This window comes from Rhodovulum sp. MB263 (assembly GCF_002073975.1).
In the GTDB taxonomy this organism is placed as follows: domain Bacteria; phylum Pseudomonadota; class Alphaproteobacteria; order Rhodobacterales; family Rhodobacteraceae; genus Rhodovulum.
Genome location: NZ_CP020384.1, coordinates 2556929 through 2576786 on the forward strand (window position 1 = coordinate 2556929; position 19858 = coordinate 2576786).

Sequence of the window (19858 nt, forward strand, 5' to 3'; positions counted from 1 at the left end):
TCCGGAGGGGCTCAGACGGCCTGCGAGGGCCGCGAGCGCAGGAAGATGTAAAGCGGCAGGGCGCAGGACAGGCCGATGCCGAAGGTCAGGGGGATGCAGACCAGCCCCAGCGCGTCGCGGCGCCGGGCGCTGTCGATCAGGATCCAGAGCGTCAGCGCGATGGCGCTGATGGTCAGATCCCAGGTCAGGCCCGTCGCGCTGTCATTGACATACCAGGCGTCGATCATCCCGCCCCAGTCCCAGTCATTGGCGATGATCCAGCGCATGAAATAGAACATCGGGTGGATCGCCCCCCAGATCGCCAGGGCAAGGAAGAGATAGCGCAGGTATTTCATGGCCGGTTGCCCCTGACGACGCCCATTTCGGCGGTGCCGCTGACCGACAGGCCCGGTTCCGAAGGCGCTGGCTGGGGCCGTTCGGGCTTGCCCTCGATACCGCAACCGCCCAGCGCAACCAAAAGCGTCAGGGCAAAGGCCGCAAGGCCGCCCCGCCGCAAGATCCGATCAGAAGCCAAGTCCCAGTCCTCCCCTACCAAGGATCACCCGCACCGGGGCGCCGCGCGGGCGAAGCCCGACCGAGGCGCCATCGGTGCCCACCCTAACAGCCGTGGTGCCGGTGTCCACGACCCGGGCCGAGGCCCGGGCCCCATTCGGCCCGGCCCCGACCGCGACAGGGCCGGCCGAGACCGCGCCGCTGACATCGCCCCGGTTCGACACCGCGACCCCGCCATGCGGCCGGGCGCAGGCCGACAGCGCCAGAAGCGCAAGGCCCGCGGCGAATGTCGCGCCGCGTCTCATCCCAGCCGCTCCTTCCAGCGGGCGATCTGGGCCCGGACCTGATCAGGCGCGGTGCCGCCATAGCTCATCCGGCTCGCCACCGAATTATGCACGCCCAGCACACCGAACACGTCCTCGCGGATGCCCTCATGCACCGACTGCATGTCGGCGAGCGAGAGATCGGGCAGATCGCAGCCCTTCTTCTCGGCCATGGCGACCAGCGTGCCGGTGACGTGATGGGCCTCGCGGAAGGGCAGGCCCAGCTCGCGCACCAGCCAGTCCGCAAGATCGGTCGCGGTCGAGAAGCCGCTGGCGGCAGCCGCCTCCAGCGCGGGCCGGTTCGCGGTCATGTCGCGCACCATGCCCTCCATCGCAGCGAGCGCCAGCATCAGGTTGTCGGCCGCATCGAAGACCTGTTCCTTGTCCTCCTGCATGTCCTTGGAATAGGCCAAGGGCAGCCCCTTCATCACCGTCATCAGCGCGACATTGGCGCCGAAGATCCGGCCGATCTTGGCCCGGATCAGCTCGGCCGCATCGGGGTTTTTCTTCTGCGGCATGATCGAGGAACCGGTCGAGAACCGGTCCGACAATGCAACGAAACGGAACTGCGCCGAGGACCAGATCACCAGCTCTTCGGCGAAGCGCGACAGATGCATCGCGCAGATCGAGGCGTGGCCGAGGAATTCCAGCGCGAAGTCACGGTCCGAGACCGCATCGAGCGAATTGGCCATCGGCCGGGCAAAGCCCAGCGCCTTTGCGGTCATGTGCCGGTCGATGGGGAAGGAGGTGCCGGCCAGCGCCGCGGCCCCCAGCGGGCTTTCATTCATCCGCTCGCGCGCATCGGTGAAGCGCGACATATCGCGGGAGAACATCTCGACATAGGCCATCATGTGATGGCCCCAGGTCACCGGCTGGGCGGTCTGCAGATGGGTGAAGCCCGGCATCACCCAGTCCGCCCCCGCCTCGGCCTGGGCCAGAAGCGCCCGGATCAGCCGCCCGATCCCGTCGATCGCCGCGTCGGCCTGGTCGCGCACCCAAAGCCGGAAATCGGTCGCGACCTGGTCGTTGCGCGAGCGCGCGGTATGCAGCCGCCCGGCAGGTTCGCCGACGATCTCCTTCAGCCGCGCCTCGACATTCATGTGGATGTCTTCAAGCGCCGTCGAAAAGGCGAAGCTGCCGCCCTCGATCTCTGACAAGACCGTGAGCAGGCCTTCCCGGATCGTCTCGGCATCCGTAACGGTGAGGATACCGGTTTCCGCCAGCATGGCGGCATGAGCGCGCGAGCCCGCGATATCCTGAGGCGCAAGGCGCTTGTCGAACGAGATCGAGGCATTTATCGCCTCCATGATCGCGTCCGGCCCGGCAGCGAAACGCCCGCCCCACATGGCGTTAGAACGGTTCTGGGTCTGGTCTTTTGTCATCGGCTGGCCCCCTTCGGAGGGAAACATGATCTTAAGGTCGCTCGTCCTCTACATCGCCCTCGGGCTCTGTGCAAACGCGGCTCCTGCCGCCGACCTCGCCACGCTCGAGGCGATGCGCGAGGGCAGCATGAAGAAACTGGTGCTCCACAGCGAACCGCAGGCCCTGCCCGAGGCCGTGCTGCTGGACGAGACCGATGCCGAGCGCAGCCTCGGCGAATATCGCGGCCGCTGGGTGGTGCTGAATTTCTGGGGCACCTGGTGCCCGCCCTGCCTGGCCGAGATGCCGACGCTCGACAGCCTCGCCGCGAGCATGGGCAGCGAACGGTTCGCCGTCGTCACCGTGGCCACCGGGCGCAACCCGCCGCAGGCCATCGACCGGTTTTTCGAGGACAAGCAGATCGCCCATCTGCCGAAATGGCGCGACCGCTCGTCCGGGCTTGCGCGGCAGATGGGAATCATCGGCCTGCCGGTGACGGTGATCCTCGACCCCGAGGGCCGCGAGATCGGCCGCCTGATGGGCGAGGCCGACTGGAACAGCCCCGGGACGAAGGCGCTGCTGGGACGCCTGATCGAGGGGTCGTGAACGCTCATCCCAGTGCGGCCACCTCGGCATGGCGCGGGCAGCTCACCATATGGTCGTTGACCATGCCCACCGCCTGCATGAAGGCATAGGCGATGGTCGGGCCGCAGAACTTGAACCCGTCCGCCTTCAGCGCCTTCGACATCGCCTGCGAGCGCGGCGTCTGCACCGGCACCTCGGCCATGCTGGCAAAGCTGTTCTGCAAGGGCGCGCCATCGACGAAGCGCCACAGATAGTCCGTAAACCCCTCGCGCGCCTCGATCTCGCACCAGGCCCGGGCATTGCCGATGGTCGCCTCGATCTTGCCGCGATGCCGCACGATCCCCGGATCGGCCAGCAGCCGCGCCACATCGGCCTCGCCCCAGCCCGCGATCGCCTCCGGATCGAAGGCCGCGAAAGCGGCGCGGAACCCCTCGCGCTTGCGCAGGATGGTCAGCCAGGACAGCCCGGCCTGGAAGCCGTCGAGAATCAGCTTCTCGAACAGCGCGCGCGAGTCGTATTCGGGAACGCCCCATTCCGTGTCATGATACGTGACGTAAATCGGCTCGCTGCCGCACCAACTACACCGCTCGGCCATAAAGTTTCCCTTTTTCGTCGCACCTTGGCTCTTGAGTTCCAGCTTAGCTCAAATTGGAACCAAAAGCGAACCTTCACCTGTCCTTAACCGCTCTTGCGCCATCACATCCAGGAGCGAAGCGGAGGACTGGAATGCCCGACGACAGTCACGACAAGGACGTCGCCACCACCGACGAAGCAGGCGATCCGCCTGCCGCAGCACAGTCCGACCGCGACCGGAACGTCCTTGAGATGGTCCGGGATGCGCTTGAGAGGCGCGATGTGGTGCTGGCCTTCCAGCCGGTCGTCCAGAACATGGAAAATGGCAAGATTGCGTTCTATGAGGGGCTGATCCGCATCCTCGACCGCAGCGGCCGGACCATCCCGGCGGCCGAATTCATCGAGACGGTCGAAGCCACCGAACTCGGCCGGCGAATCGACTGTCTCGCGCTCGAGATGGGGCTGGCCGCGCTGCGCGACTGCCCCGATCTCAGACTGGCGATCAACATGTCGGCCCGTTCGATCGGTTATCCGCCCTGGACCCGGACCCTCAGCCGCGGCATCGAGGCCGACCCCACCCTGGCCGAACGGCTGATCCTGGAAATCACCGAAAGCTCGGCCATGGCGACACCCGATCTCGTCATCCTTTTCATGCGCGAGCTGCAGGCCAAGGGCATCGCCTTCGCGCTGGACGATTTCGGGACCGGCTATACCGCGATCCGCTACCTGCGCGACTTCTATTTCGACATCCTCAAGATCGACGGCCAGTTCATCTGCGGTATCGCCGACGATCCCGACAACCAGGTGCTGACCTCGGCGCTCATCGCCATCGCCCGGCATTTCGACATGTTCACCGTGGCCGAGAATGTCGAAACCGCGCGCGATGCCGCCTGGCTCGCCGCCGCCGGCATCGACTGCATGCAGGGCTATGCCTTCGGCGCGCCGACCCTGATCCCGCCATGGCGCGCGCAGGCCGAACGGCGTACCGCCTGAGGCGTGGATCTACGCTGTCGGCCCGCCGCTGATGCTGCGGCGCGGCGCCACGCCGAAACCCGCCTGTCCGCGGCATTCCGCGCGTCGGCGGGGGTGCAAGTCCGTATCTCCATCCCCTATAGTCGCCCCGTCAGGCATTCAGGGGAGAAGGACCTATCCATGACCAATGTCGTCATCGTTTCCGCCGCCCGGACCGCGGTCGGCAGCTTCAACGGCGCATTCGCGACCGTTCCGGCTCATGAACTCGGCCGGACGATGCTCGAAGCGCTCGTCGCGCGCGCGGGCATCGACAAAGCCGACATCTCGGAGACCATTCTCGGCCAGGTGCTGACAGCGGGTCAGGGTCAGAACCCGGCCCGTCAGGCCCATATCAATGCCGGCTTCCCGGTCGAATCCGCCGCCTGGTCGATCAACCAGGTCTGTGGTTCGGGCCTGCGCTCGGTCGCGCTGGCCGCGCAGCATATCCAGCTGGGCGACGCTGCCATCATCGCCGCCGGCGGTCAGGAGAACATGACGCTCAGCCCCCATGTCGCGCATCTGCGCGCGGGTCACAAGATGGGCGACGTCAAGTTCATCGACTCGATGATCCGGGACGGGCTCTGGGATGCCTTCAACGGCTATCACATGGGCCAGACCGCCGAGAACGTGGCGGAACAATGGCAGATCAGCCGCGAGATGCAGGACGAATTCGCCCTGGCGAGCCAGAACAAGGCCGAAGCGGCGCAGAAAGACGGCAAGTTCGCCGACGAGATCGTGCCGGTGACGGTCAAGGGCCGCAAGGGCGACACCATCGTCGAAGCCGACGAATATATCCGCCACGGCGCCACGCTCGAATCGATGCAGAAGCTGCGCCCGGCCTTCGCCAAGGACGGCTCGGTCACCGCGGGCAATGCGAGCGGCATCAATGACGGCGCCGCCGGTGTGCTCTTGATGTCGGCTGACGAGGCCGAGAGGCGCGGGCTCGAGCCGCTGGCGCGGATCGCCTCCTACGCCACCGCCGGGCTCGATCCGTCGATCATGGGTACGGGCCCGATCCCGGCCTCGCGCAAGGCGCTGGAAAAGGCCGGCTGGAAGGTCGGGGATCTCGACCTGGTCGAAGCCAACGAGGCCTTCGCCGCCCAGGCCTGCGCCGTCAACAAGGACATGGGTTGGGATCCGGCCATCGTCAACGTGAACGGCGGCGCGATCGCCATCGGCCACCCGATCGGCGCCTCGGGCGCGCGCATCCTCAACACCCTGCTCTTCGAGATGAAGCGCCGGGACGCCAAGAAGGGCCTTGCCACCCTTTGCATCGGCGGCGGCATGGGCGTTGCCATGTGCCTGGAACGCGCCTGATCGCGGCGAAACGACATTGGGCGCGCAATATTCTTGCGCGCCTTATCCCAATTGCGTAACGAGATTGTCAGAAACGCATTTCTATCTGGAGGAAACATGGCACGAGTTGCACTGGTCACCGGCGGCACGCGCGGCATCGGCGAAGCCATCAGCAAGGCCCTGAAAGCAGCGGGTTATACCGTGGCAGCCACCTATGGCGGCAATGACGAGGCGGCGAAGAAATTCACCGACGAGACCGGCATTTCGACCTATAAATGGTCGGTCGCCGATTACGAGGCCTCGAAAGCGGGCCTGGCGAAGGTCGAAGCGGATCTGGGGCCGATCGACGTGGTCGTCGCCAATGCCGGCATCACCCGCGACGCCCCCTTCCACAAGATGACGCCCACGCAATGGCAGGAGGTGATCGACACCAACCTGACCGGCGTCTTCAACACCGTTCACCCGATCTGGCCCGGCATGCGCGAGCGCAAGTTCGGCCGCGTCATCGTGATCAGCTCGATCAACGGCCAGAAGGGGCAGTTCGGTCAGGTGAACTATGCCGCAACCAAGGCGGGCGATCTCGGCATCGTCAAGTCGCTGGCCCAGGAAGGCGCGCGGTTCGGCATCACCGCCAACGCGATCTGCCCGGGCTATATCGCAACCGAGATGGTGATGGCGGTGCCCGAAAAGGTGCGCGAGGCGATCATCTCGCAGATCCCCACGGGCCGGCTGGGCGAGCCCGAGGAAATCGCACGCTGCGTGGCCTTCCTCGCCTCCGATGACGCGACCTTCATCAACGGCTCGACCATCTCGGCCAACGGCGCGCAATTCTTCGCCTGAGCCCGATACTTGGTTTCACGATCCGGGGCGGCTCCTGACGGGCCGCCCCTTGCCGTTGCAGGGCCCGCTGTCGCGGGCGCGCTGCGCGCCGGGTATTTGTCGCAAGAAGAAAACCCGGCCTGCCTTCTTCTTGGCGGAAATACCCATGACGCAACGTCCGAAAGGGTTTCTGCAGACTGGTCAGCGCACCCCGGCCCGGATAAGCCTCGTTGCATGACCCGCCGCCGCGCCACCGCCACCGGATTCGTCGCCGTCCTGCTCTGGGCGCTGCTTGCGCTTTTCACCGTCGGGTCTGCCCCGGTGCCGCCGCTGCAGCTCAATGCGCTCTGCTTTGCCATCGGCGGTACACTCGGACTGATCTGGGTGCTCGCCCGGGGCGAAGCAGCGCTCTTGCGGCGGATTTCCTGGAAGGTCTATGCCTTCGGCACGGCAGGGCTTTTCGGCTATCACGCGCTTTACTTCTCGGCGCTGCGGCTGGCACCTGCGGCCGAGGCCGGGCTCATCGCCTATCTCTGGCCCTTGCTGATCGTGCTGATGTCGGGGCTTCTGCCCGGCGAGCGGCTGCGTCCGAGCCATGTTCTGGGCGCGCTTGCCGCCTTTGCGGGGGCCGCGCTGATCGTGGCGCGGGGTGCCGTGACCGGATTCGAGGCCGCAGCGCTGCCCGGCTATGGGCTTGCATTGCTGTGCGCGCTGACCTGGTCGAGCTATTCGGTGCTGTCGCGCCGACTTGGCACCGTCCCGACCGCCAGCGTCGCCATCTTCTGCCTGGCGACGGCGGCACTGTCATGGCCGCTGCACCTGGCATTCGAGGAAACCGTCTGGCCCGACAGGGCGCAAGGCTGGCTCAGCATCGCGGCGCTTGGTCTCGGACCGGTCGGGCTTGCCTTCTATGTCTGGGATATCGGGGTCAAGCGCGGAGATATCCAGCTTCTGGGCGTGGCCAGCTATGCCGCTCCGCTCTTGTCCACGCTGGTCCTTGTCGGCGCCGGGGTCGCGTCCCCGACACCCACGCTTTTCTCGGCGGCCCTGCTGATCACCGGCGGCGCGGCCCTGGCCGCGCGCGCCAGCCGTCGGGCGGCCGATCAGGCCTGAGACAGGCGTTCGATCTGTTCCTTCAGCTTGAGTTTCTGCTTCTTGAGTTCGGCGACCTGAATGGTGTCGGCGGCCGGGGTCTGCTGGGCCCGTTCGACCTCATCCGAGAGAGCTTTGTGTTTCCTGCGGAGTTCCTGCAGATGCGAACTCAGAGTCATGGCCGATGCTCCTCTCTAGCTGTCATGAAACATTTTCAGTCCAGCACGAATCCCGAGTCGTGTCACCTCCTTGAAAAAAAACAGTTCGTGCATAACCGGCGACGTCATCCAGGCCAGGACAATGCCTTGCCGTTGCGCAGAATGTCCGTCACTTCCGCCGTATAGCTGTCGCCATCCTCGAGATGCGCAACCCCCGCATGCAAGACGAGCGGCGGATGCAGCCGGAACGGTCCCTGCCGTCCTTTCCGGCCCGCAAGCAGAACCAGCTTGGCCGCGCGGCCGGGCCTTGGCGCCAGCGGCAAGATCTCGATCGCGCCCAGGGCGCTCGCGGCCGCGCAAAGCAGCTCGGGAAGACGCTCTGTACGCTGGATCGCGGTCAGGCGGCCGCCGGGCCGGAGCCGCCGCGCCGCAACCGCGACCCAATCGGCCAGCGGCGTCGCCTCGCCCATCGCGGTCTCGCGGCCCGGATCGGGCGCCGCACTGCCGCAATCACGCCGGAAATAGGGTGGGTTCATGATCAGGTGATCGTAGCTTCTGGCCTTCACCCCGGACGGCAAGGCGCTCAGATCGGCGGTGACGACCTCCAGCGGCAGCCCCGTCTCGGCGGCGTTGCGCCCGGCAAGCGCCGCATAGGCCGGTTGCAGTTCCACCCCGGTCAGCGCCAGCCCCGGCACCCGCGCGGCCAGGCACAGGCTCGCCACGCCGGCGCCGCAGCCCAGTTCAAGGACGCTCTGCCCCGCCCGGGCACGGGTGGCCGCAGCCAGCAGGACCGCGTCGATCCCGGCGCGATAGCCCTCGACCGGCTGCCAGAGCGCCAGCCGCCCGCCCAGGAACCCGTCCCGGCGCAACGCCGTCATCGGCTCAGCCCTCATCGCCGCAGGGGATGCCATTGTCGCGCAACACGGCGCGGGCGCGAAACAGATCGCGGTCGGCGACCATGATCCGACGCGGCAAAACGCCTAGCGAGCCCTCCAGCACGCTCATGTGGACATCCATATGAAAGCAGTCTATCTCCTCGCCCTGAAGAAGCGCCGAGGCATAGGCAATCACTGTCGGGTCGTTGGTGCGAACGAGTTCTTTCATGGCAACGAATTAAGGGCAGTGGCGCCCCGTTGTCGAGCAAGAGACGAGGCAGCCATGGGCCTGGACACCGCCGCAACCAAACCGCATGAACGCCTGGCTGCGCTTCTGACCGAAGAGATGGCGGCCGTCGACCGGCTGATCCGCGAGCGGATGACCTCGGAATATGCGCCCCGGATCGACGAGGTCGCGGCGCATCTGGTCGGCGCGGGCGGCAAGCGGCTGCGGCCGATGCTGACCATCGCCTCGGCGCGGATGTGCGGCTATGACGGCCCCTATCACATCTATCTGGCGGGCACGGTCGAGTTCATCCATACCGCGACGCTTCTGCATGACGACGTGGTCGATGAAAGCGGCCAGCGCCGCGGCCGGCCGACGGCGAACCTGCTCTGGGACAACAAGTCCTCGGTTCTGGTCGGCGACTACCTCTTTGCCCGTTCCTTCCAGCTGATGGTGGCGCCCGGCAACATGCGGGTGCTCGACATCCTGTCGAACGCGGCCGCGGTGATCGCCGAGGGCGAGGTGCTGCAGCTTACCGCGGCGCAGGATCTCGGCACCACCGAAGAGATCTACCTGAAGGTGGTGCGCGGCAAGACCGCCGCGCTTTTCGCCGCCGCGACCGAGGTCGGCGGCGTGATCGCGGGCATGCCCGAGGAACAGGTCAAGGCGCTGCATACCTATGGCGATGCACTGGGGGTGGGCTTCCAGATCGTCGACGATCTTCTGGACGTGGCGGGCGACGCGGCCTCGACCGGCAAGAATATCGGCGACGATTTCCGCGAGCGGAAGCTGACCCTGCCGATCATCAAGACCATCGCCGCGGCCGATGCCGAAGAACGCACCTTCTGGGTGCGCACCATCGAGAAGGGCGATCAGCGCGACGGCGATCTGGAGCATGCGCTGGGGCTGATGGCAAAGCACGGCGCCATCGAGGCGACCCGGCAGGAGGCGCTGGCCTGGGCCGCGCGCGCCAAGGAGGCGCTGAGCCTGCTGCCCGAGCACGAGATCCGCGACATGCTGTCGGATCTGGCCGATTACGTGGTCGCCCGGATCAACTGAGCGGCCTCAGCCACGCATGATCGGACCGGCGCGCGGCCCCCATACCCCCTGTCTGCGCCATTTTCATTTGGAGCTTTCCGCCACGCCTGGCGCATCGAGCCCTTCCGCGTTCGGGGCGCGGGCATCCTCATCGGCTCCATTCCCTGGCTGAAAGCCCGGCTGACCGGCTGCGACCGGCAGAGCTTGTCCGCGCATCGCAAACCTAGCGGCGCATGGAACTCCGCTTCAAGCCCTGACTTCCCCTCGCCGGGCGACAGCTTCGCTGCGAGTACATTCGGACGGTGCCAGCCCTGAGCGGATGGTCGATCCAGGTCCTGCATCAGGGAGGCCAACAGAAAGGTCTCCTCCACGAAACAAGGCCTACCTCTGTTGCGCCGGTCTGGACGACAAGTTCCGCAACAGCCGTCGCAAGATCAGCTTATGTACGGGAGAGATCAGAAAAATGTAGCAATATCCGAAGCCGTTGTTGCGACGTACAAGCGTGGTCAGCCGCACAGCGCGACCCGCATCCCTTTCATGGACTCGGATCACTATCCGGAAGTTCAGATGCCAGTCGTCAAACCCGCAGACGACAACGTCCTCCGAATGGAAGATGACCTGGAACCCGCCTTCCTGTGTCTCGTCGATCGCGATTTGCCCCGGCTTGAGCCCGAACAGGCCAACGATCCTGTTTCTGGTTGCGTTCAGCAAGCGGACCCATAACGGCGGGCTCTGTCCGAACATCGCCCTGACTACCTCCAAAGCGTTCGGTTTTTCCGTAAGGTAACAAAATTCATATGCATCGGCCCAATTCGCGTCTTCCAGGAAAACGGAGGGCCGTGCAGCCGTGACCTTCTCGATGTTAAAGCGTCCCAAATCGGGCCTTTCCGCAGCGCAGATGCCTTGCAAGTTTGGACGTCCATCTCGCCTTAGCTATAAATTGTGTAGCGAATGGCGTGTACTACAGAAACCGTAGCATCAAGGGTAAGATCGGCATGAAGACACCAGGAAAACCGAGCCGCGGGTCAACCACTGGTCGCCCGATCATGGTGCTGCTCGATGTGTTGGGAAAACGCTGGACGCTTCGGATACTCTGGGAATTGACGCAGGGGCCCGCCACATTTCGCGAATTGCAGAGACGATGCGACGATATCTCTCCGACGATGGTCAATAAACGGATCGGCGAGCTTCGCGCGCTCGGATTTGTGACGCGAGAGGCCGACGGGTATGGTCTCACGCCCAAGGGGCATGAGCTCGCCCAGCAGTTCATCAACCTGGAGACCTGGGCGAACCGTTGGGCGGACGTGACGCCCGAGGAGTAGAGGTGCAAGGAGTGCACAGCCTGAAGAGGCCGGAAATGGACGGCGCGACGCGCGGCTGTGATCTCCGCATAGCCTTCGGCCGGCGGGGCGCATGCGCCCCCCCCTCATGCAGCCTTTTGGCGGAACGGGATGCGCCCGGCAAAACCTGTCCGTGCCTGTCAGACCTGTCGGCCCAATGGGGCTGCCACGCGCCCTGAGCGCAAGCTCTTTTCCATGAGGTAATTGTGGATCATGACATTGTGGCGCTCGAACTCGCGCCGCGTCACGAGAGCGAAGCCCTGTCCCAGGAAAAAGCGGCGGGCGGCTTCGCTGGCCTCGACATGGAGACGGGACAGGCCCATCGCCCGCGCAGCTGTTTCAAGTCTCTGATAAAGCGCCTTCCCGACACCACGGCCGACATGGTCGGGACAGCAATAGAAGCAATCGATATGGCCATCTGCCTCCAGCTCCATGAAGTCGACCGGGTCGTCATTGGCTGTCACGGCAACGAAAACCGACCGCCCGTCAGAGATGCGGGCCAGGAACTGTTCCGCAGGGACCGGCGCGGGGCTCCAGACCTTCACCTGGCCCGGGCCATAGTCCCGGCTGCCCACGGCATGAACCGCCTCGTGAAAGACCGACGCAAGCCGGGCACAGTCGTCGGGTCTGAAGTCGCGAATGTTCACGCCTGCGCTCTCGTCCATCGGCCGACCGCAGCACATGGCGGCCGGGGCCCGCATGGCCGGCCGACTGGCCATGCAGCGACCGCGGCTCCTATCCGGCCCCGCTCCGTTCCGTGGCGGAGCACAGCGCCCGCCCGCGCCGAAAGGCGCGTGGAAGAGCCGCCGCTAAAGCGTATAGGACGCCCCGGCCTCGGCCCACCAGTCGGGCCGGGTCTCGTGCAGCAGGGCGGCGGCGCACCCGGCGGCGGCGCGGTCGGCATAGATCCCGAAACAGGTCGCCCCTGACCCCGACATCCGCGCCAGAAGGCAGCCGGGGCTCACGGCAATGGCAGAGAGAACCTCGCCGATCACCGGCGCCGCAGCCCGCGCGGGCGGTTCGAGATCGTTGCGCTGGCCCGCGAGCCAGTCCGCCAGATCGGCGGCCGAGGCCCAGCCCGGAAGCGCGGGCATCGGCGCATTGTCCTTGCGGACGAGCCCCTTGAAGACGACGGGCGTCGGCACCTCGATGCCGGGATTGACCAGCAGGATACCCAATTCGGGCAAGGCGGGCGCGGGCAGGATCTCTTCGCCGACACCGCGCATCCGCACAGGCCCCGGCGCGAGGCAGACCGGCACATCGGCGCCCAGCGACAGCACCGCCCCGGGTCCTGGCAGCTCGCGGCCCCAAAGCGCGGCCAGCCCGCGAAGGGCCGCCGCCGCGTCCGAGGAGCCGCCGCCGATGCCCGCCGCGGCCGGCAGCCGCTTGTCGAGCCGGATCCTGGCCCCCTGCCCCGGCCCGAACAGCGCCGCAGCCTTCAGCACCAGATTGCGCCCGTCGACCGGCACGCCCCCGGCGCGCGGGCCGGTGACCGACAGGCTGAGATCCTCGGCCGTCTCCAGCACCAGCCGGTCGCCGATATCCGCGAAGACCACCAGACTGTCGAGCAGATGATAGCCGTCCTCCCGCTGTCCGGTGACATGCAGGGTCAGGTTGATCTTGGCCGGCGCGAAGGCCTCAACCGTCATTGGCAGCCCGGAGCGGCGGCGCTCCTTCTTCCTGCAGCACCTTGTCGAGCCCGACCTCCAGCTTCTTGCGGATACGCTCGGCATCGGCCTCTTCGGGTCCGAAGGACAGCGCCCGGTGCCACTGGAACCGCGCCTCGACCTTGCGGCCCACCGCCCAGTAGACATCGCCCAGATGGTCGTTGATGACGGGATCGACCGGCATCAGCGCGGCCGCGCGCTCCATATGCGGCACCGCCTCGTCATAGCGGCCGAGCCGGTAGAGCCCCCAGCCCAGACTGTCGGTGATATAGCCGTCATGGGGCCGGGCCGCGACGGCGCGCTCGATCATCGACATCGCCTCGTCGAGATTGGTGTTCATCTCGAGATAGGAATAGCCCAGATAATTCAGCACCTGCGGCTGGTCGGGCTCGAGCTCCAGCGTCTTGCGCAAATCGGCCTCGGCCTCGGGCCAGCGGCCGAGCCGCTCATAGGAGATGCCGCGGGCGTAATAGACGATCCACTGGCCGCGCGACGTCTCGTCGAACAGCGCGATGGCCGCGTCATAGGCCTTGAGCGCCTCGGCAAAGCGCTCCTGACCGCGCAGTGCATCGCCCAGCGTCACCTGGACGATGGCGATGTCGGGATAGGTCCCGGCCAGGCCTCGCAGGGTCTCGATGGCGCCCTCGGGATCGCCGGCATGGCGCATCGCCTCGGCCCGGCCAAGCTCGGCGGCATAGAAGGCCGGATCGTCGGCCGGTACGGCCGCGTAGGCCTCGGTCGCCAGCTCGTAGCGGTCCTGGGCCTCGAGCAGCCCCGCAGCCAGCAGGATCGCATCGGCATTTCGCGGCGCCAGGAACTGGGCCAGACGGGCGTAAAGCAGGGTATAGGCGTCCAGCGCATCGCCGTTCAGCGCTCTGGCGACGGTGAAGAACACCTCGGCCGCGCCGCCCGCCGCCCCGTCGATGGCATCGAAGGGCAGCGCCTCGCCCGCGGCCAGCCGGGCGCGGATCCCGGCCACGCCCGGATCGACCTCGCTGCCGAAGACCGCGTCGATCAGTTCGATGGCGTCATCGTTGCGTTCGAGCTGGCTCAGCACCTCGACATGGGCCAGCACACCGCGCCGCGTGGCGCGCAGCGGCCCCTCGGCATCTCCCGAGAAGATCCGGTCGGCGCCCTCGAAATCGCCGACAGCCGCCAGCGCCAGCGCCTTGTGATACAGCCCGAAGGGCCTGAGCCCGGTCTGCGCCGAGGCGGCATCGAAGGCATCGAGCGCATCGCTCATCTTTCCCGCACCGAACAGCGCCCAGGCCCGGATCAGCCCGTCGACAAGCGGCGCGGTGCGGCGCCCGGCCTCGTAATCGGCCAGCACCTGGTCATATTGCCCCTGCCGTATCTGCTCGGCCATCAGGACCAGACTGGCAAGCTGATCGGGATTGCCCTGCGTCGCGATCCGGCGGGCGATCGGCACCGCCTTCCCGACCTCGCCGACCCCGACAAAGGCGGTCATCGCGTTTTCCAGAAGCCGCGGATTGGCGGGATCGGCGGCGAGAGCCTCGGTGAAATAGACTGCCGCAGCGCGGTAGTCGCTGAGAAAGCTTGCCTGGCGCGCAGCCAGATAGGCCCCCGAGACGCCCTGTTCGGCACGGACGGGTGCAGCCGGTATCAAAGCGGCAAGCCCCAATGCAGCCAGGGCGGCGAGGCGCGGCAGCGAATTGGCCAAGAATGCTCTCCTGTTCGTTTTCCGGGCAGGGTAGAGCCGCGAAGGGTCCAAGGCAATGGACCGGCGGACGCGCGGCACGCAATAGGACCTGCCGTCGCGCGGATGTGACAATGCGGCCTTGTCCATGCCGCCCGAAACCGCCCCGTCGCAGGCCCCTCCCCGCTTGCCGGGGCCGCGACGGCCTTCACATGACGGGCTCACATATTGGGATAGTTCGGCCCGTCGCCCCCCTGCGGCGTGACCCAGGTGATGTTCTGGCTCGGGTCCTTGATATCGCAGGTCTTGCAATGCACGCAGTTCTGGAAATTGATGACGAAACGCGGATCCCCGCCCTCGTCGACCACCTCATAGACCCCGGCCGGGCAATAGCGCTGCGCGGGCTCTGCGAATTCGGGCAGGTTGACCCGGACCGGGATCTCGGGATCGGTCAGCCGCAGATGGCAGGGCTGGCTTTCCTCGTGATTGGTGAAGGAGAACGCCACGTTGGTCAGCCGGTCGAAGCTGATCTTGCCGTCGGGCTTGGGATAGTCGATCTTCGGGAAGTCGGCCGCCTTGCCGGTGGCGGCGGCATCGGTCTTCTCGTGATGGATGGTCCCGAGCGGGTTCCAGCCGGTCAGATGCGCGACCCACATGTCGAAACCGCCCAGAATGGTGGCAAGGAAGCCGCCATATCTCGACCAGAGCGGCTTGACGTTGCGCACCTTTTTCAGGTCCCTGGCGATGTCGCCCGCATGGAGCGCCTCGTCATAATCGCCAAGCACGTCGCCCGCGCGCCCCGCCTTGATCGCCGCGACCGCGGCCTTGGCAGCCTCGATCCCCGACATCATCGCATTGTGGTTGCCCTTGATCCGCGGCACGTTCACGAGCCCGGCCGAACAGCCCAGCAGCACGCCGCCCGGGAAGGCCGCCCGCGGGATCGACTGATAGCCGCCCTCCGAGATCGCCCGCGCGCCATAGGCCACCCGCTTGCCGCCTTCCAGAAGCCCGGCCACCATCGGGTGATGCTTGAAGCGCTGGAACTCCATATAGGGAGACAGGTGCGGGTTCCTGTAGTTCAGGTGCACCACGAAGCCGATATAGATCTGGTTGTTCTCGGCATGATAGATGAACGACCCGCCGCCGCCATTGCCGTTGAGCGGCCAGCCCATGGTATGGGTGACCGTCCCGAGCCGGTGCTTCTTGGGATCGATCTCCCAGACCTCCTTCATGCCGAGCCCGTATTTCTGCGGGTCGCGGTCCCTGGACAGGTCGTATTTCGCGATGATCTGCTTGGCGAGCGAGCCGCGCACGCCCTCGGCAATGAAGACATACTTGCCGTGCAGCTCCATCCCCGGCTCGTAATTGGGACCCGGCGTGCCATCGGCCTGACGCCCGAATTCGCCCGCGACCACACCCTTGACGGCACCGTCCTCGCCCCAGACCAGTTCCGAGCAGGCCATGCCGGGGAAGATCTCGACCCCCAGCGCCTCGGCCTGCTCGGCCAGCCAGCGGCAGACATTGCCCATCGAGACGATGTACTTGCCGTGGTTCGACATCAGAGGCGGCATCAGCCAGTTGGGGAAACGCAGGTTGCCGCTCTTGCCGAGAAAGACGAAATTGTCCTCCTTGACCGGCACCGAAACCGGCGCGCCGCGGTCTTCCCAGTCGGGAAACAGCGCCTTCAGCCCGATCGGGTCGAGCACGGCCCCCGAAAGGATATGCGCGCCGACCTCCGAGCCCTTCTCGAGCACGACGACCGACAGATCGGGATCGAGTTCCTTCAGGCGGATCGCCGCCGAAAGCCCCGAGGGCCCGGCTCCCACGATCACCACATCGTATTCCATCGATTCCCGTTCGATCTCGGCCATGCGAATACCCTTCTCGGCCGGCGCCCGGCCGCCCTGGCTGGAGTCTGTCGGCAAACCGTTAACTCAGCAGCACGGTCAAATCAATTGTTCGGCAAGATCATTTCGCGGCAGCGCGGCATATGAAAACGAATAGTCTGTGCGAACAGCCTGTCGCGGGTCGGGTCCCGTTTCGCCCGGATCCCGTCCCGGGAACGGCGCAGGGACAGCTCGGCGACGGCGCGGGCCTGACCCGGGGCCCGGTGCGGGGACAAAGCTTTCGCCTCTTGCAATTGCCTCCCCTCTCCGGTCAGGGTAAAGCGACCCCCACAAGACGGCGGGCCCCCTGCGGCCCGCCGTCTGTCATGTAATCATGTAAACTGTCCGAAGAGTCCTATGGAAAAGATACCCATGACCCGCGCGGGCTGCACCGCGCTCGACGAAGAACTCAAGACGCTGAAAAGCGTCGAGCGTCCCGCCGTGATCCGGGCGATCGCCGAAGCACGCGAACATGGCGACCTGTCGGAAAACGCCGAATACCATGCCGCCCGCGAAAAGCAGAGCTTCATCGAGGGCCGCATCAAGGAAATCGAGGCGCTTCTGTCGCGCGCCGAGGTGATCGACCCGGCCAAGCTCTCGGGTCCGATCAAGTTCGGCGCCACGGTGACGCTTGTCGACGAGGATACCGACGAAGAGAAGACCTATCAGATCGTCGGTGAGGCCGAGGCCGATATCGAGAAGGGCCTGCTCAACATCAAGTCGCCGCTGGCCCGCGCGCTGATCGGCAAGGAAGAAGGCGACAGCGTCGAGGTGCGCACGCCCGGAGGCGAGCGCAGCTACGAGGTGCTCAGCATCCGCTATATCTGACATCAACTCCGACGGGACCGCTGGCATGGCGGAAAGCGATACCAAGAAGCCGTTCGATACCGGGCTCCTCGCGGCAGGCCGCCGCGGCGGGCTGTCCCGGATCGAGCTCGTCGCCGGGCTGCTGAGCCTGACCTGGCTCGGCCTGTCGCTCGCGATCCTGGCCGGGTCCGACAGCGCCGCTGAGGGCGGCGCGTTCGGCACCGTCGTCGCGGTCCTGGCGGTGACGCTGCCGGTCGGGCTGATCTGGGTCCTGGCCCAGGGCGCGCGCACCGCGCGGATGCTGCGCGAGGAAGCCGTCCGGCTGCAGGCCGCGGCAGATGCGCTGCGGCTGGCCTATCTGCAGCAACAGCAGGGCCCGGGCCTGGACAACCGCCCCTCGATGGAGAAGCGAATCGAGGATCTGGCCCGCGCCCAGCGCGAAACCCAGGACGCGATCGCCACATTCGCGACCCGGCGCGACCGCGCCGCCGAAACCGCCGAGGCGCCGGTCCCGGTCCGGGCCGGGGGCCAGCCGCCCGCTCCTCCCCCTGCCCCTCCCCGTCCGGCCAGGGTCGCCTCCGACCAGCAACCGAAACTCGCGCTCGACGGCATTCCCGAAGAGGTTCCGCCGCTGACCACCGAGGAATTCGTGCGGGCGCTGAACTTCCCCGAGAACGCCTCGGACCGGGCCGGGTTCCGGGCGCTGCGCCGCGCGCTCGACGACCGAATCGCGGCCAAGCTGGTGCGTTCGGCCCAGGACATCCTGACCCTCCTCAGCGAGGAGGGGATCTACATGGACGACCTGCAGCCCGACCGTGCCCGTCCCGAGATCTGGCGTCGCTTCGCCCAGGGCGAACGCGGGTTGCCGGTCTCGGCGCTGGGAGGCGTGCGCGACCGCTCATGTCTTGCGCTGACCGCCGCGCGGATGAAGCAGGACCCGATCTTCCGCGACGTGGCGCATCACTTCCTGCGCCAGTTCGACCGGGTGCTGGTCGAGTTCGAGGCCGTCGCCAGCGATCAGGACCTGACCGATCTGGCCGAAACCCGCACCGCCCGCGCCTTCATGCTGCTCGGCCGCGTCACCGGCATGTTCGGCTGAGCCCGGCCAGGGTGCGCAGCCGCCCGGGCGCGACCGCCCCGAGGATCCAGGCCTCCTCGGCCAGCTCCGGCACGCAGGGCGCGGCCAGCAGCGCATCAAGCTCGCCCTCTTCCTCAGCCGCCAGCACCGCTTCGGCCATCAGCCGCATCTGGACCTCGTCAAGGATCTGTCCGGGCCGCGCCGCCAGCGCCCCGGCCACCTCCGGGCCGATCATCGCCGGATAGATCTCGGCCAGGGTGACCGGCGCCTCCACCGGCTCGAAGGGCCAGACCGACAGAGCGGCCCCGAACCGCCCGGCCAGCCGGTGCAGCATCGGCAGCCCGACCAGAACCTGCGAGCCGACAGCCCCCGCGCCATAAAGCTGCCAGACGCTCTTGACCGCCTGTCCGGGGCCGCCGCGCTCACGCAGCATCCGCTCGACCCGCCGATGCGGCGCGAAGACGGTCCCTTCCGGGCGCGTGGCGCTCAGAGAGCCAAGCCTTGCCGCCCGGGCCGCCGGGCAACCCCAGAACGGCCCGCCTCCGGGCAGGGCCGCGTTGATCGCATCGGCCAGTTCGAACCGGCTGTTGCGATTGTCCGGGCCGTCTTCCAGCCGGGCCGCAAGCCAGGCCCAGACCGCCCGCGCCGAAGCCGTGCCGGTCAGCGCCCCGGCAAAGCCCGCCGGATAGCCGAAGGCGAAATCGACCCCCAGCAAGACCCGCCGGCCGGCGCGGCATTCCTCGTCCAGAAGATCGGCCAGCGCCGCCTCGGCGCCGGTACGGCTGCGAAAATAGGCCGTCACGGTCGTCTCGTCCCGGCGCGCGACCGCGATCCAGATCGCATCGGCCGTGGGCCGGGCCGGAGAATGACCCGAGCGGGCCGACCAGTCTGCCATGATGACGGTATCGGGCGCGCTCATCCCAGCGCCGCCCCGGCCGAAGCAAGATCCCCGGCCGTGTTGATGTTGAAGAACGGATCGGGGCCGGGACCGACCGGAAACTCGGCCAGGGCTGCGCCACGCGCCACACCGAAGGCGCCAAGCCTGCGAAGCCCGCCCGCGAGCTCGGCGGCCAGCGCCTCCCGAAACCCCACCGGCCAGAGCGCCGCCGTCGGATGCCGCCGCCCGCCGCTGGCCGCAATTGCCATCCCGGTTCCGGCGGTTTCGGCCGCCAGAAGCAGCCGGGGCACCAGATCGCAGGGCAGAAAGGGCGTGTCGACGGCCGCCGTCACCAGCCAGTCGGCCCCGCCCGCCCGGGCCCAGTCAAGCCCGGCCAGAACGCCCGCCAGCGGCCCCTGATCGCCGGGCGGCGGGTCGGGCAGAACGGCATCCTCCCGCCCCAGCCCGGCGGCGCGATAGGCCGCCTCGGGACCGTTCGCGCTCAGCGCCAGCATCTCGACCTGCGGCCCGAGCCGGGCGACCGCGCGGGCCAGCAGGGTCTCGTCGCCAAGCCGGAGAAGCGCCTTGTCGACGCCGCCCAGCCGACGCCCCTGCCCGCCCGCCAATATCGTTCCGAAGATCCGCATTCCACCTCCGGTTTTGCGATTGCATCCTTTCCATCAGCCCCTTACGCCTGAC

Annotated in this window: 24 protein-coding genes; 9 read left to right on the forward strand and 15 right to left on the reverse strand. The window is 67.1% G+C overall.

What is annotated here, in order from left to right; translation table 11 throughout:
• Positions 1–11 precede the first annotated feature (11 nt).
• Genes B5V46_RS11935 through argH form a run of 4 tightly spaced genes read right to left on the reverse strand, consistent with a single transcriptional unit; the run spans position 12 to position 2197 of the window.
• Positions 12–335, reverse strand: a complete 324-nt coding sequence (locus tag B5V46_RS11935; RefSeq protein ID WP_080616809.1) for a DUF2834 domain-containing protein — start codon at positions 333–335, stop codon at positions 12–14.
• Positions 332–514, reverse strand: a complete 183-nt coding sequence (locus B5V46_RS19825; protein WP_155774038.1) for an argininosuccinate lyase — start codon at positions 512–514, stop codon at positions 332–334. Before B5V46_RS19825 ends, B5V46_RS11935 begins: the two co-directional genes overlap by 4 nt.
• A complete protein-coding gene (locus B5V46_RS11940; RefSeq protein WP_080616810.1) occupies positions 504–797 on the reverse strand; it encodes a hypothetical protein in 294 nt (97 codons plus the stop codon). The genes B5V46_RS19825 and B5V46_RS11940 overlap by 11 nt, the downstream gene beginning before the upstream one ends.
• Positions 794–2197 carry an argininosuccinate lyase gene (gene argH, locus B5V46_RS11945; RefSeq protein ID WP_231119102.1) on the reverse strand — a complete coding sequence of 468 codons (1404 nt, stop codon included), beginning with the start codon at positions 2195–2197 and terminating at the stop codon, positions 794–796. The genes B5V46_RS11940 and argH overlap by 4 nt, the downstream gene beginning before the upstream one ends.
• Before the next feature lie 25 nt (positions 2198–2222).
• On the opposite strand from argH, the gene B5V46_RS11950 reads away from it, so the two are divergent.
• Positions 2223–2780, forward strand: a complete 558-nt coding sequence (locus tag B5V46_RS11950; RefSeq protein WP_231119103.1) for a TlpA disulfide reductase family protein — start codon at positions 2223–2225, stop codon at positions 2778–2780.
• A 4-nt stretch (positions 2781–2784) separates the two neighbouring features.
• Here the strand turns inward: B5V46_RS11950 and B5V46_RS11955 are convergent, their stop codons facing one another.
• Entirely contained in the window at positions 2785–3354 is a 570-nt protein-coding gene (locus tag B5V46_RS11955) for a DNA-3-methyladenine glycosylase I (protein WP_080616812.1), read from the reverse strand.
• Between the two features lie 131 nt (positions 3355–3485).
• Between B5V46_RS11955 and B5V46_RS11960 the strand changes: the two genes are divergently transcribed.
• The 4 genes from B5V46_RS11960 to B5V46_RS11975 all read left to right on the forward strand — a co-directional run bounded on the left by B5V46_RS11960 (position 3486) and on the right by B5V46_RS11975 (position 7571).
• On the forward strand, positions 3486–4325 hold the full coding sequence (locus tag B5V46_RS11960) for an EAL domain-containing protein (RefSeq protein WP_080616813.1): 840 nt from the start codon (positions 3486–3488) through the stop codon (positions 4323–4325).
• A gap of 159 nt (positions 4326–4484) precedes the next feature.
• Positions 4485–5660, forward strand: coding sequence for an acetyl-CoA C-acetyltransferase (locus tag B5V46_RS11965; RefSeq protein ID WP_080616814.1), 1176 nt, complete (start codon positions 4485–4487; stop codon positions 5658–5660).
• A gap of 96 nt (positions 5661–5756) precedes the next feature.
• Positions 5757–6479: an acetoacetyl-CoA reductase gene (gene phbB / locus B5V46_RS11970; protein WP_080616815.1), complete on the forward strand. Its 723-nt coding sequence runs from the start codon at positions 5757–5759 to the stop codon at positions 6477–6479.
• 213 nt (positions 6480–6692) lie between these two features.
• Entirely contained in the window at positions 6693–7571 is an 879-nt protein-coding gene (locus B5V46_RS11975; RefSeq protein WP_080616816.1) for a DMT family transporter, read from the forward strand.
• On the opposite strand, the gene B5V46_RS11980 is transcribed toward B5V46_RS11975, so the two are convergent.
• The 3 genes from B5V46_RS11980 to B5V46_RS11990 all read right to left on the reverse strand — a co-directional run bounded on the left by B5V46_RS11980 (position 7562) and on the right by B5V46_RS11990 (position 8812).
• Positions 7562–7729, reverse strand: coding sequence for a DUF465 domain-containing protein (locus B5V46_RS11980; RefSeq protein WP_080616817.1), 168 nt, complete (start codon positions 7727–7729; stop codon positions 7562–7564). The genes B5V46_RS11975 and B5V46_RS11980 overlap by 10 nt on opposite strands.
• Positions 7730–7833: 104 nt before the next feature.
• Positions 7834–8586, reverse strand: a complete 753-nt coding sequence (locus B5V46_RS11985; protein WP_231119104.1) for a tRNA1(Val) (adenine(37)-N6)-methyltransferase — start codon at positions 8584–8586, stop codon at positions 7834–7836.
• 4 nt (positions 8587–8590) lie between these two features.
• The gene (locus tag B5V46_RS11990; protein ID WP_042460427.1) at positions 8591–8812 is read right to left on the reverse strand and encodes a DUF2007 domain-containing protein; all 222 of its coding nucleotides are present in this window, start codon (positions 8810–8812) and stop codon (positions 8591–8593) included.
• 54 nt (positions 8813–8866) lie between these two features.
• Between B5V46_RS11990 and B5V46_RS11995 the strand changes: the two genes are divergently transcribed.
• On the forward strand, positions 8867–9868 hold the full coding sequence (locus B5V46_RS11995) for a polyprenyl synthetase family protein (protein ID WP_080616819.1): 1002 nt from the start codon (positions 8867–8869) through the stop codon (positions 9866–9868).
• Positions 9869–10228: 360 nt separating this feature from the next.
• Here B5V46_RS11995 and B5V46_RS12000 read toward each other — a convergent pair whose 3' ends face one another.
• Positions 10229–10756, reverse strand: coding sequence for a DUF2867 domain-containing protein (locus B5V46_RS12000; RefSeq protein ID WP_080616820.1), 528 nt, complete (start codon positions 10754–10756; stop codon positions 10229–10231).
• A 137-nt stretch (positions 10757–10893) separates the two neighbouring features.
• On the opposite strand from B5V46_RS12000, the gene B5V46_RS12005 reads away from it, so the two are divergent.
• Positions 10894–11169: a helix-turn-helix domain-containing protein gene (locus tag B5V46_RS12005; RefSeq protein ID WP_196774239.1), complete on the forward strand. Its 276-nt coding sequence runs from the start codon at positions 10894–10896 to the stop codon at positions 11167–11169.
• Positions 11170–11327: 158 nt separating this feature from the next.
• Here B5V46_RS12005 and B5V46_RS12010 read toward each other — a convergent pair whose 3' ends face one another.
• The 4 genes from B5V46_RS12010 to B5V46_RS12025 all read right to left on the reverse strand — a co-directional run bounded on the left by B5V46_RS12010 (position 11328) and on the right by B5V46_RS12025 (position 16382).
• The gene (locus tag B5V46_RS12010; protein ID WP_231119105.1) at positions 11328–11852 is read right to left on the reverse strand and encodes a GNAT family N-acetyltransferase; all 525 of its coding nucleotides are present in this window, start codon (positions 11850–11852) and stop codon (positions 11328–11330) included.
• A 144-nt stretch (positions 11853–11996) separates the two neighbouring features.
• Positions 11997–12836, reverse strand: coding sequence for a 4-(cytidine 5'-diphospho)-2-C-methyl-D-erythritol kinase (locus tag B5V46_RS12015; RefSeq protein ID WP_080616822.1), 840 nt, complete (start codon positions 12834–12836; stop codon positions 11997–11999).
• On the reverse strand, positions 12826–14535 hold the full coding sequence (locus B5V46_RS12020) for a tetratricopeptide repeat protein (RefSeq protein ID WP_080616823.1): 1710 nt from the start codon (positions 14533–14535) through the stop codon (positions 12826–12828). The genes B5V46_RS12015 and B5V46_RS12020 overlap by 11 nt, the downstream gene beginning before the upstream one ends.
• A gap of 197 nt (positions 14536–14732) precedes the next feature.
• Complete coding sequence (locus B5V46_RS12025; protein WP_080616824.1) at positions 14733–16382, reverse strand: electron transfer flavoprotein-ubiquinone oxidoreductase; 1650 nt, start codon at positions 16380–16382, stop codon at positions 14733–14735.
• A 372-nt stretch (positions 16383–16754) separates the two neighbouring features.
• On the opposite strand from B5V46_RS12025, the gene greA reads away from it, so the two are divergent.
• Positions 16755–17225: a transcription elongation factor GreA gene (greA, locus tag B5V46_RS12030; RefSeq protein ID WP_080616825.1), complete on the forward strand. Its 471-nt coding sequence runs from the start codon at positions 16755–16757 to the stop codon at positions 17223–17225.
• Positions 17226–17250: 25 nt separating this feature from the next.
• On the forward strand, positions 17251–18303 hold the full coding sequence (locus B5V46_RS12035) for a hypothetical protein (RefSeq protein ID WP_080616826.1): 1053 nt from the start codon (positions 17251–17253) through the stop codon (positions 18301–18303).
• Here the strand turns inward: B5V46_RS12035 and B5V46_RS12040 are convergent.
• Positions 18284–19201 (reverse strand): hypothetical protein, encoded by a 918-nt coding sequence (locus B5V46_RS12040; RefSeq protein ID WP_080616827.1) that lies wholly within the window; start codon positions 19199–19201, stop codon positions 18284–18286. The two genes, B5V46_RS12035 and B5V46_RS12040, sit on opposite strands and share 20 nt — an antisense overlap.
• Positions 19198–19806, reverse strand: a complete 609-nt coding sequence (gene mobA, locus B5V46_RS12045; protein ID WP_080616828.1) for a molybdenum cofactor guanylyltransferase MobA — start codon at positions 19804–19806, stop codon at positions 19198–19200. The genes B5V46_RS12040 and mobA overlap by 4 nt, the downstream gene beginning before the upstream one ends.
• Between the last annotated feature and the right edge of the window lie 52 nt (positions 19807–19858).

Excerpts from the sequence above, each read along its gene's own strand:
- B5V46_RS11975 (WP_080616816.1), top strand. The coding sequence starts at position 6,693 with ATGACCCGCCGCCGCGCCACCGCCACCGGATTCGTCGCCGTCCTGCTC.
- B5V46_RS11980 (WP_080616817.1), bottom strand. The coding sequence starts at position 7,729 with ATGACTCTGAGTTCGCATCTGCAGGAACTCCGCAGGAAACACAAAGCT.
- B5V46_RS12005 (WP_196774239.1), top strand. The coding sequence starts at position 10,894 with ATGGTGCTGCTCGATGTGTTGGGAAAACGCTGGACGCTTCGGATACTC.
- B5V46_RS11960 (WP_080616813.1), top strand. The coding sequence starts at position 3,486 with ATGCCCGACGACAGTCACGACAAGGACGTCGCCACCACCGACGAAGCA.
- greA (WP_080616825.1), top strand. The coding sequence starts at position 16,755 with ATGGAAAAGATACCCATGACCCGCGCGGGCTGCACCGCGCTCGACGAA.
- B5V46_RS11965 (WP_080616814.1), top strand. The coding sequence starts at position 4,485 with ATGACCAATGTCGTCATCGTTTCCGCCGCCCGGACCGCGGTCGGCAGC.
- B5V46_RS11985 (WP_231119104.1), bottom strand. The coding sequence starts at position 8,586 with ATGACGGCGTTGCGCCGGGACGGGTTCCTGGGCGGGCGGCTGGCGCTC.
- mobA (WP_080616828.1), bottom strand. The coding sequence starts at position 19,806 with ATGCGGATCTTCGGAACGATATTGGCGGGCGGGCAGGGGCGTCGGCTG.
- B5V46_RS11995 (WP_080616819.1), top strand. The coding sequence starts at position 8,867 with ATGGGCCTGGACACCGCCGCAACCAAACCGCATGAACGCCTGGCTGCG.
- B5V46_RS12040 (WP_080616827.1), bottom strand. The coding sequence starts at position 19,201 with ATGAGCGCGCCCGATACCGTCATCATGGCAGACTGGTCGGCCCGCTCG.
- B5V46_RS11935 (WP_080616809.1), bottom strand. The coding sequence starts at position 335 with ATGAAATACCTGCGCTATCTCTTCCTTGCCCTGGCGATCTGGGGGGCG.
- B5V46_RS12025 (WP_080616824.1), bottom strand. The coding sequence starts at position 16,382 with ATGGCCGAGATCGAACGGGAATCGATGGAATACGATGTGGTGATCGTG.
- B5V46_RS12015 (WP_080616822.1), bottom strand. The coding sequence starts at position 12,836 with ATGACGGTTGAGGCCTTCGCGCCGGCCAAGATCAACCTGACCCTGCAT.
- phbB (WP_080616815.1), top strand. The coding sequence starts at position 5,757 with ATGGCACGAGTTGCACTGGTCACCGGCGGCACGCGCGGCATCGGCGAA.
- B5V46_RS11950 (WP_231119103.1), top strand. The coding sequence starts at position 2,223 with ATGATCTTAAGGTCGCTCGTCCTCTACATCGCCCTCGGGCTCTGTGCA.
- B5V46_RS11955 (WP_080616812.1), bottom strand. The coding sequence starts at position 3,354 with ATGGCCGAGCGGTGTAGTTGGTGCGGCAGCGAGCCGATTTACGTCACG.
- B5V46_RS12010 (WP_231119105.1), bottom strand. The coding sequence starts at position 11,852 with ATGGACGAGAGCGCAGGCGTGAACATTCGCGACTTCAGACCCGACGAC.
- argH (WP_231119102.1), bottom strand. The coding sequence starts at position 2,197 with ATGACAAAAGACCAGACCCAGAACCGTTCTAACGCCATGTGGGGCGGG.
- B5V46_RS11940 (WP_080616810.1), bottom strand. The coding sequence starts at position 797 with ATGAGACGCGGCGCGACATTCGCCGCGGGCCTTGCGCTTCTGGCGCTG.
- B5V46_RS12035 (WP_080616826.1), top strand. The coding sequence starts at position 17,251 with ATGGCGGAAAGCGATACCAAGAAGCCGTTCGATACCGGGCTCCTCGCG.
- B5V46_RS11990 (WP_042460427.1), bottom strand. The coding sequence starts at position 8,812 with ATGAAAGAACTCGTTCGCACCAACGACCCGACAGTGATTGCCTATGCC.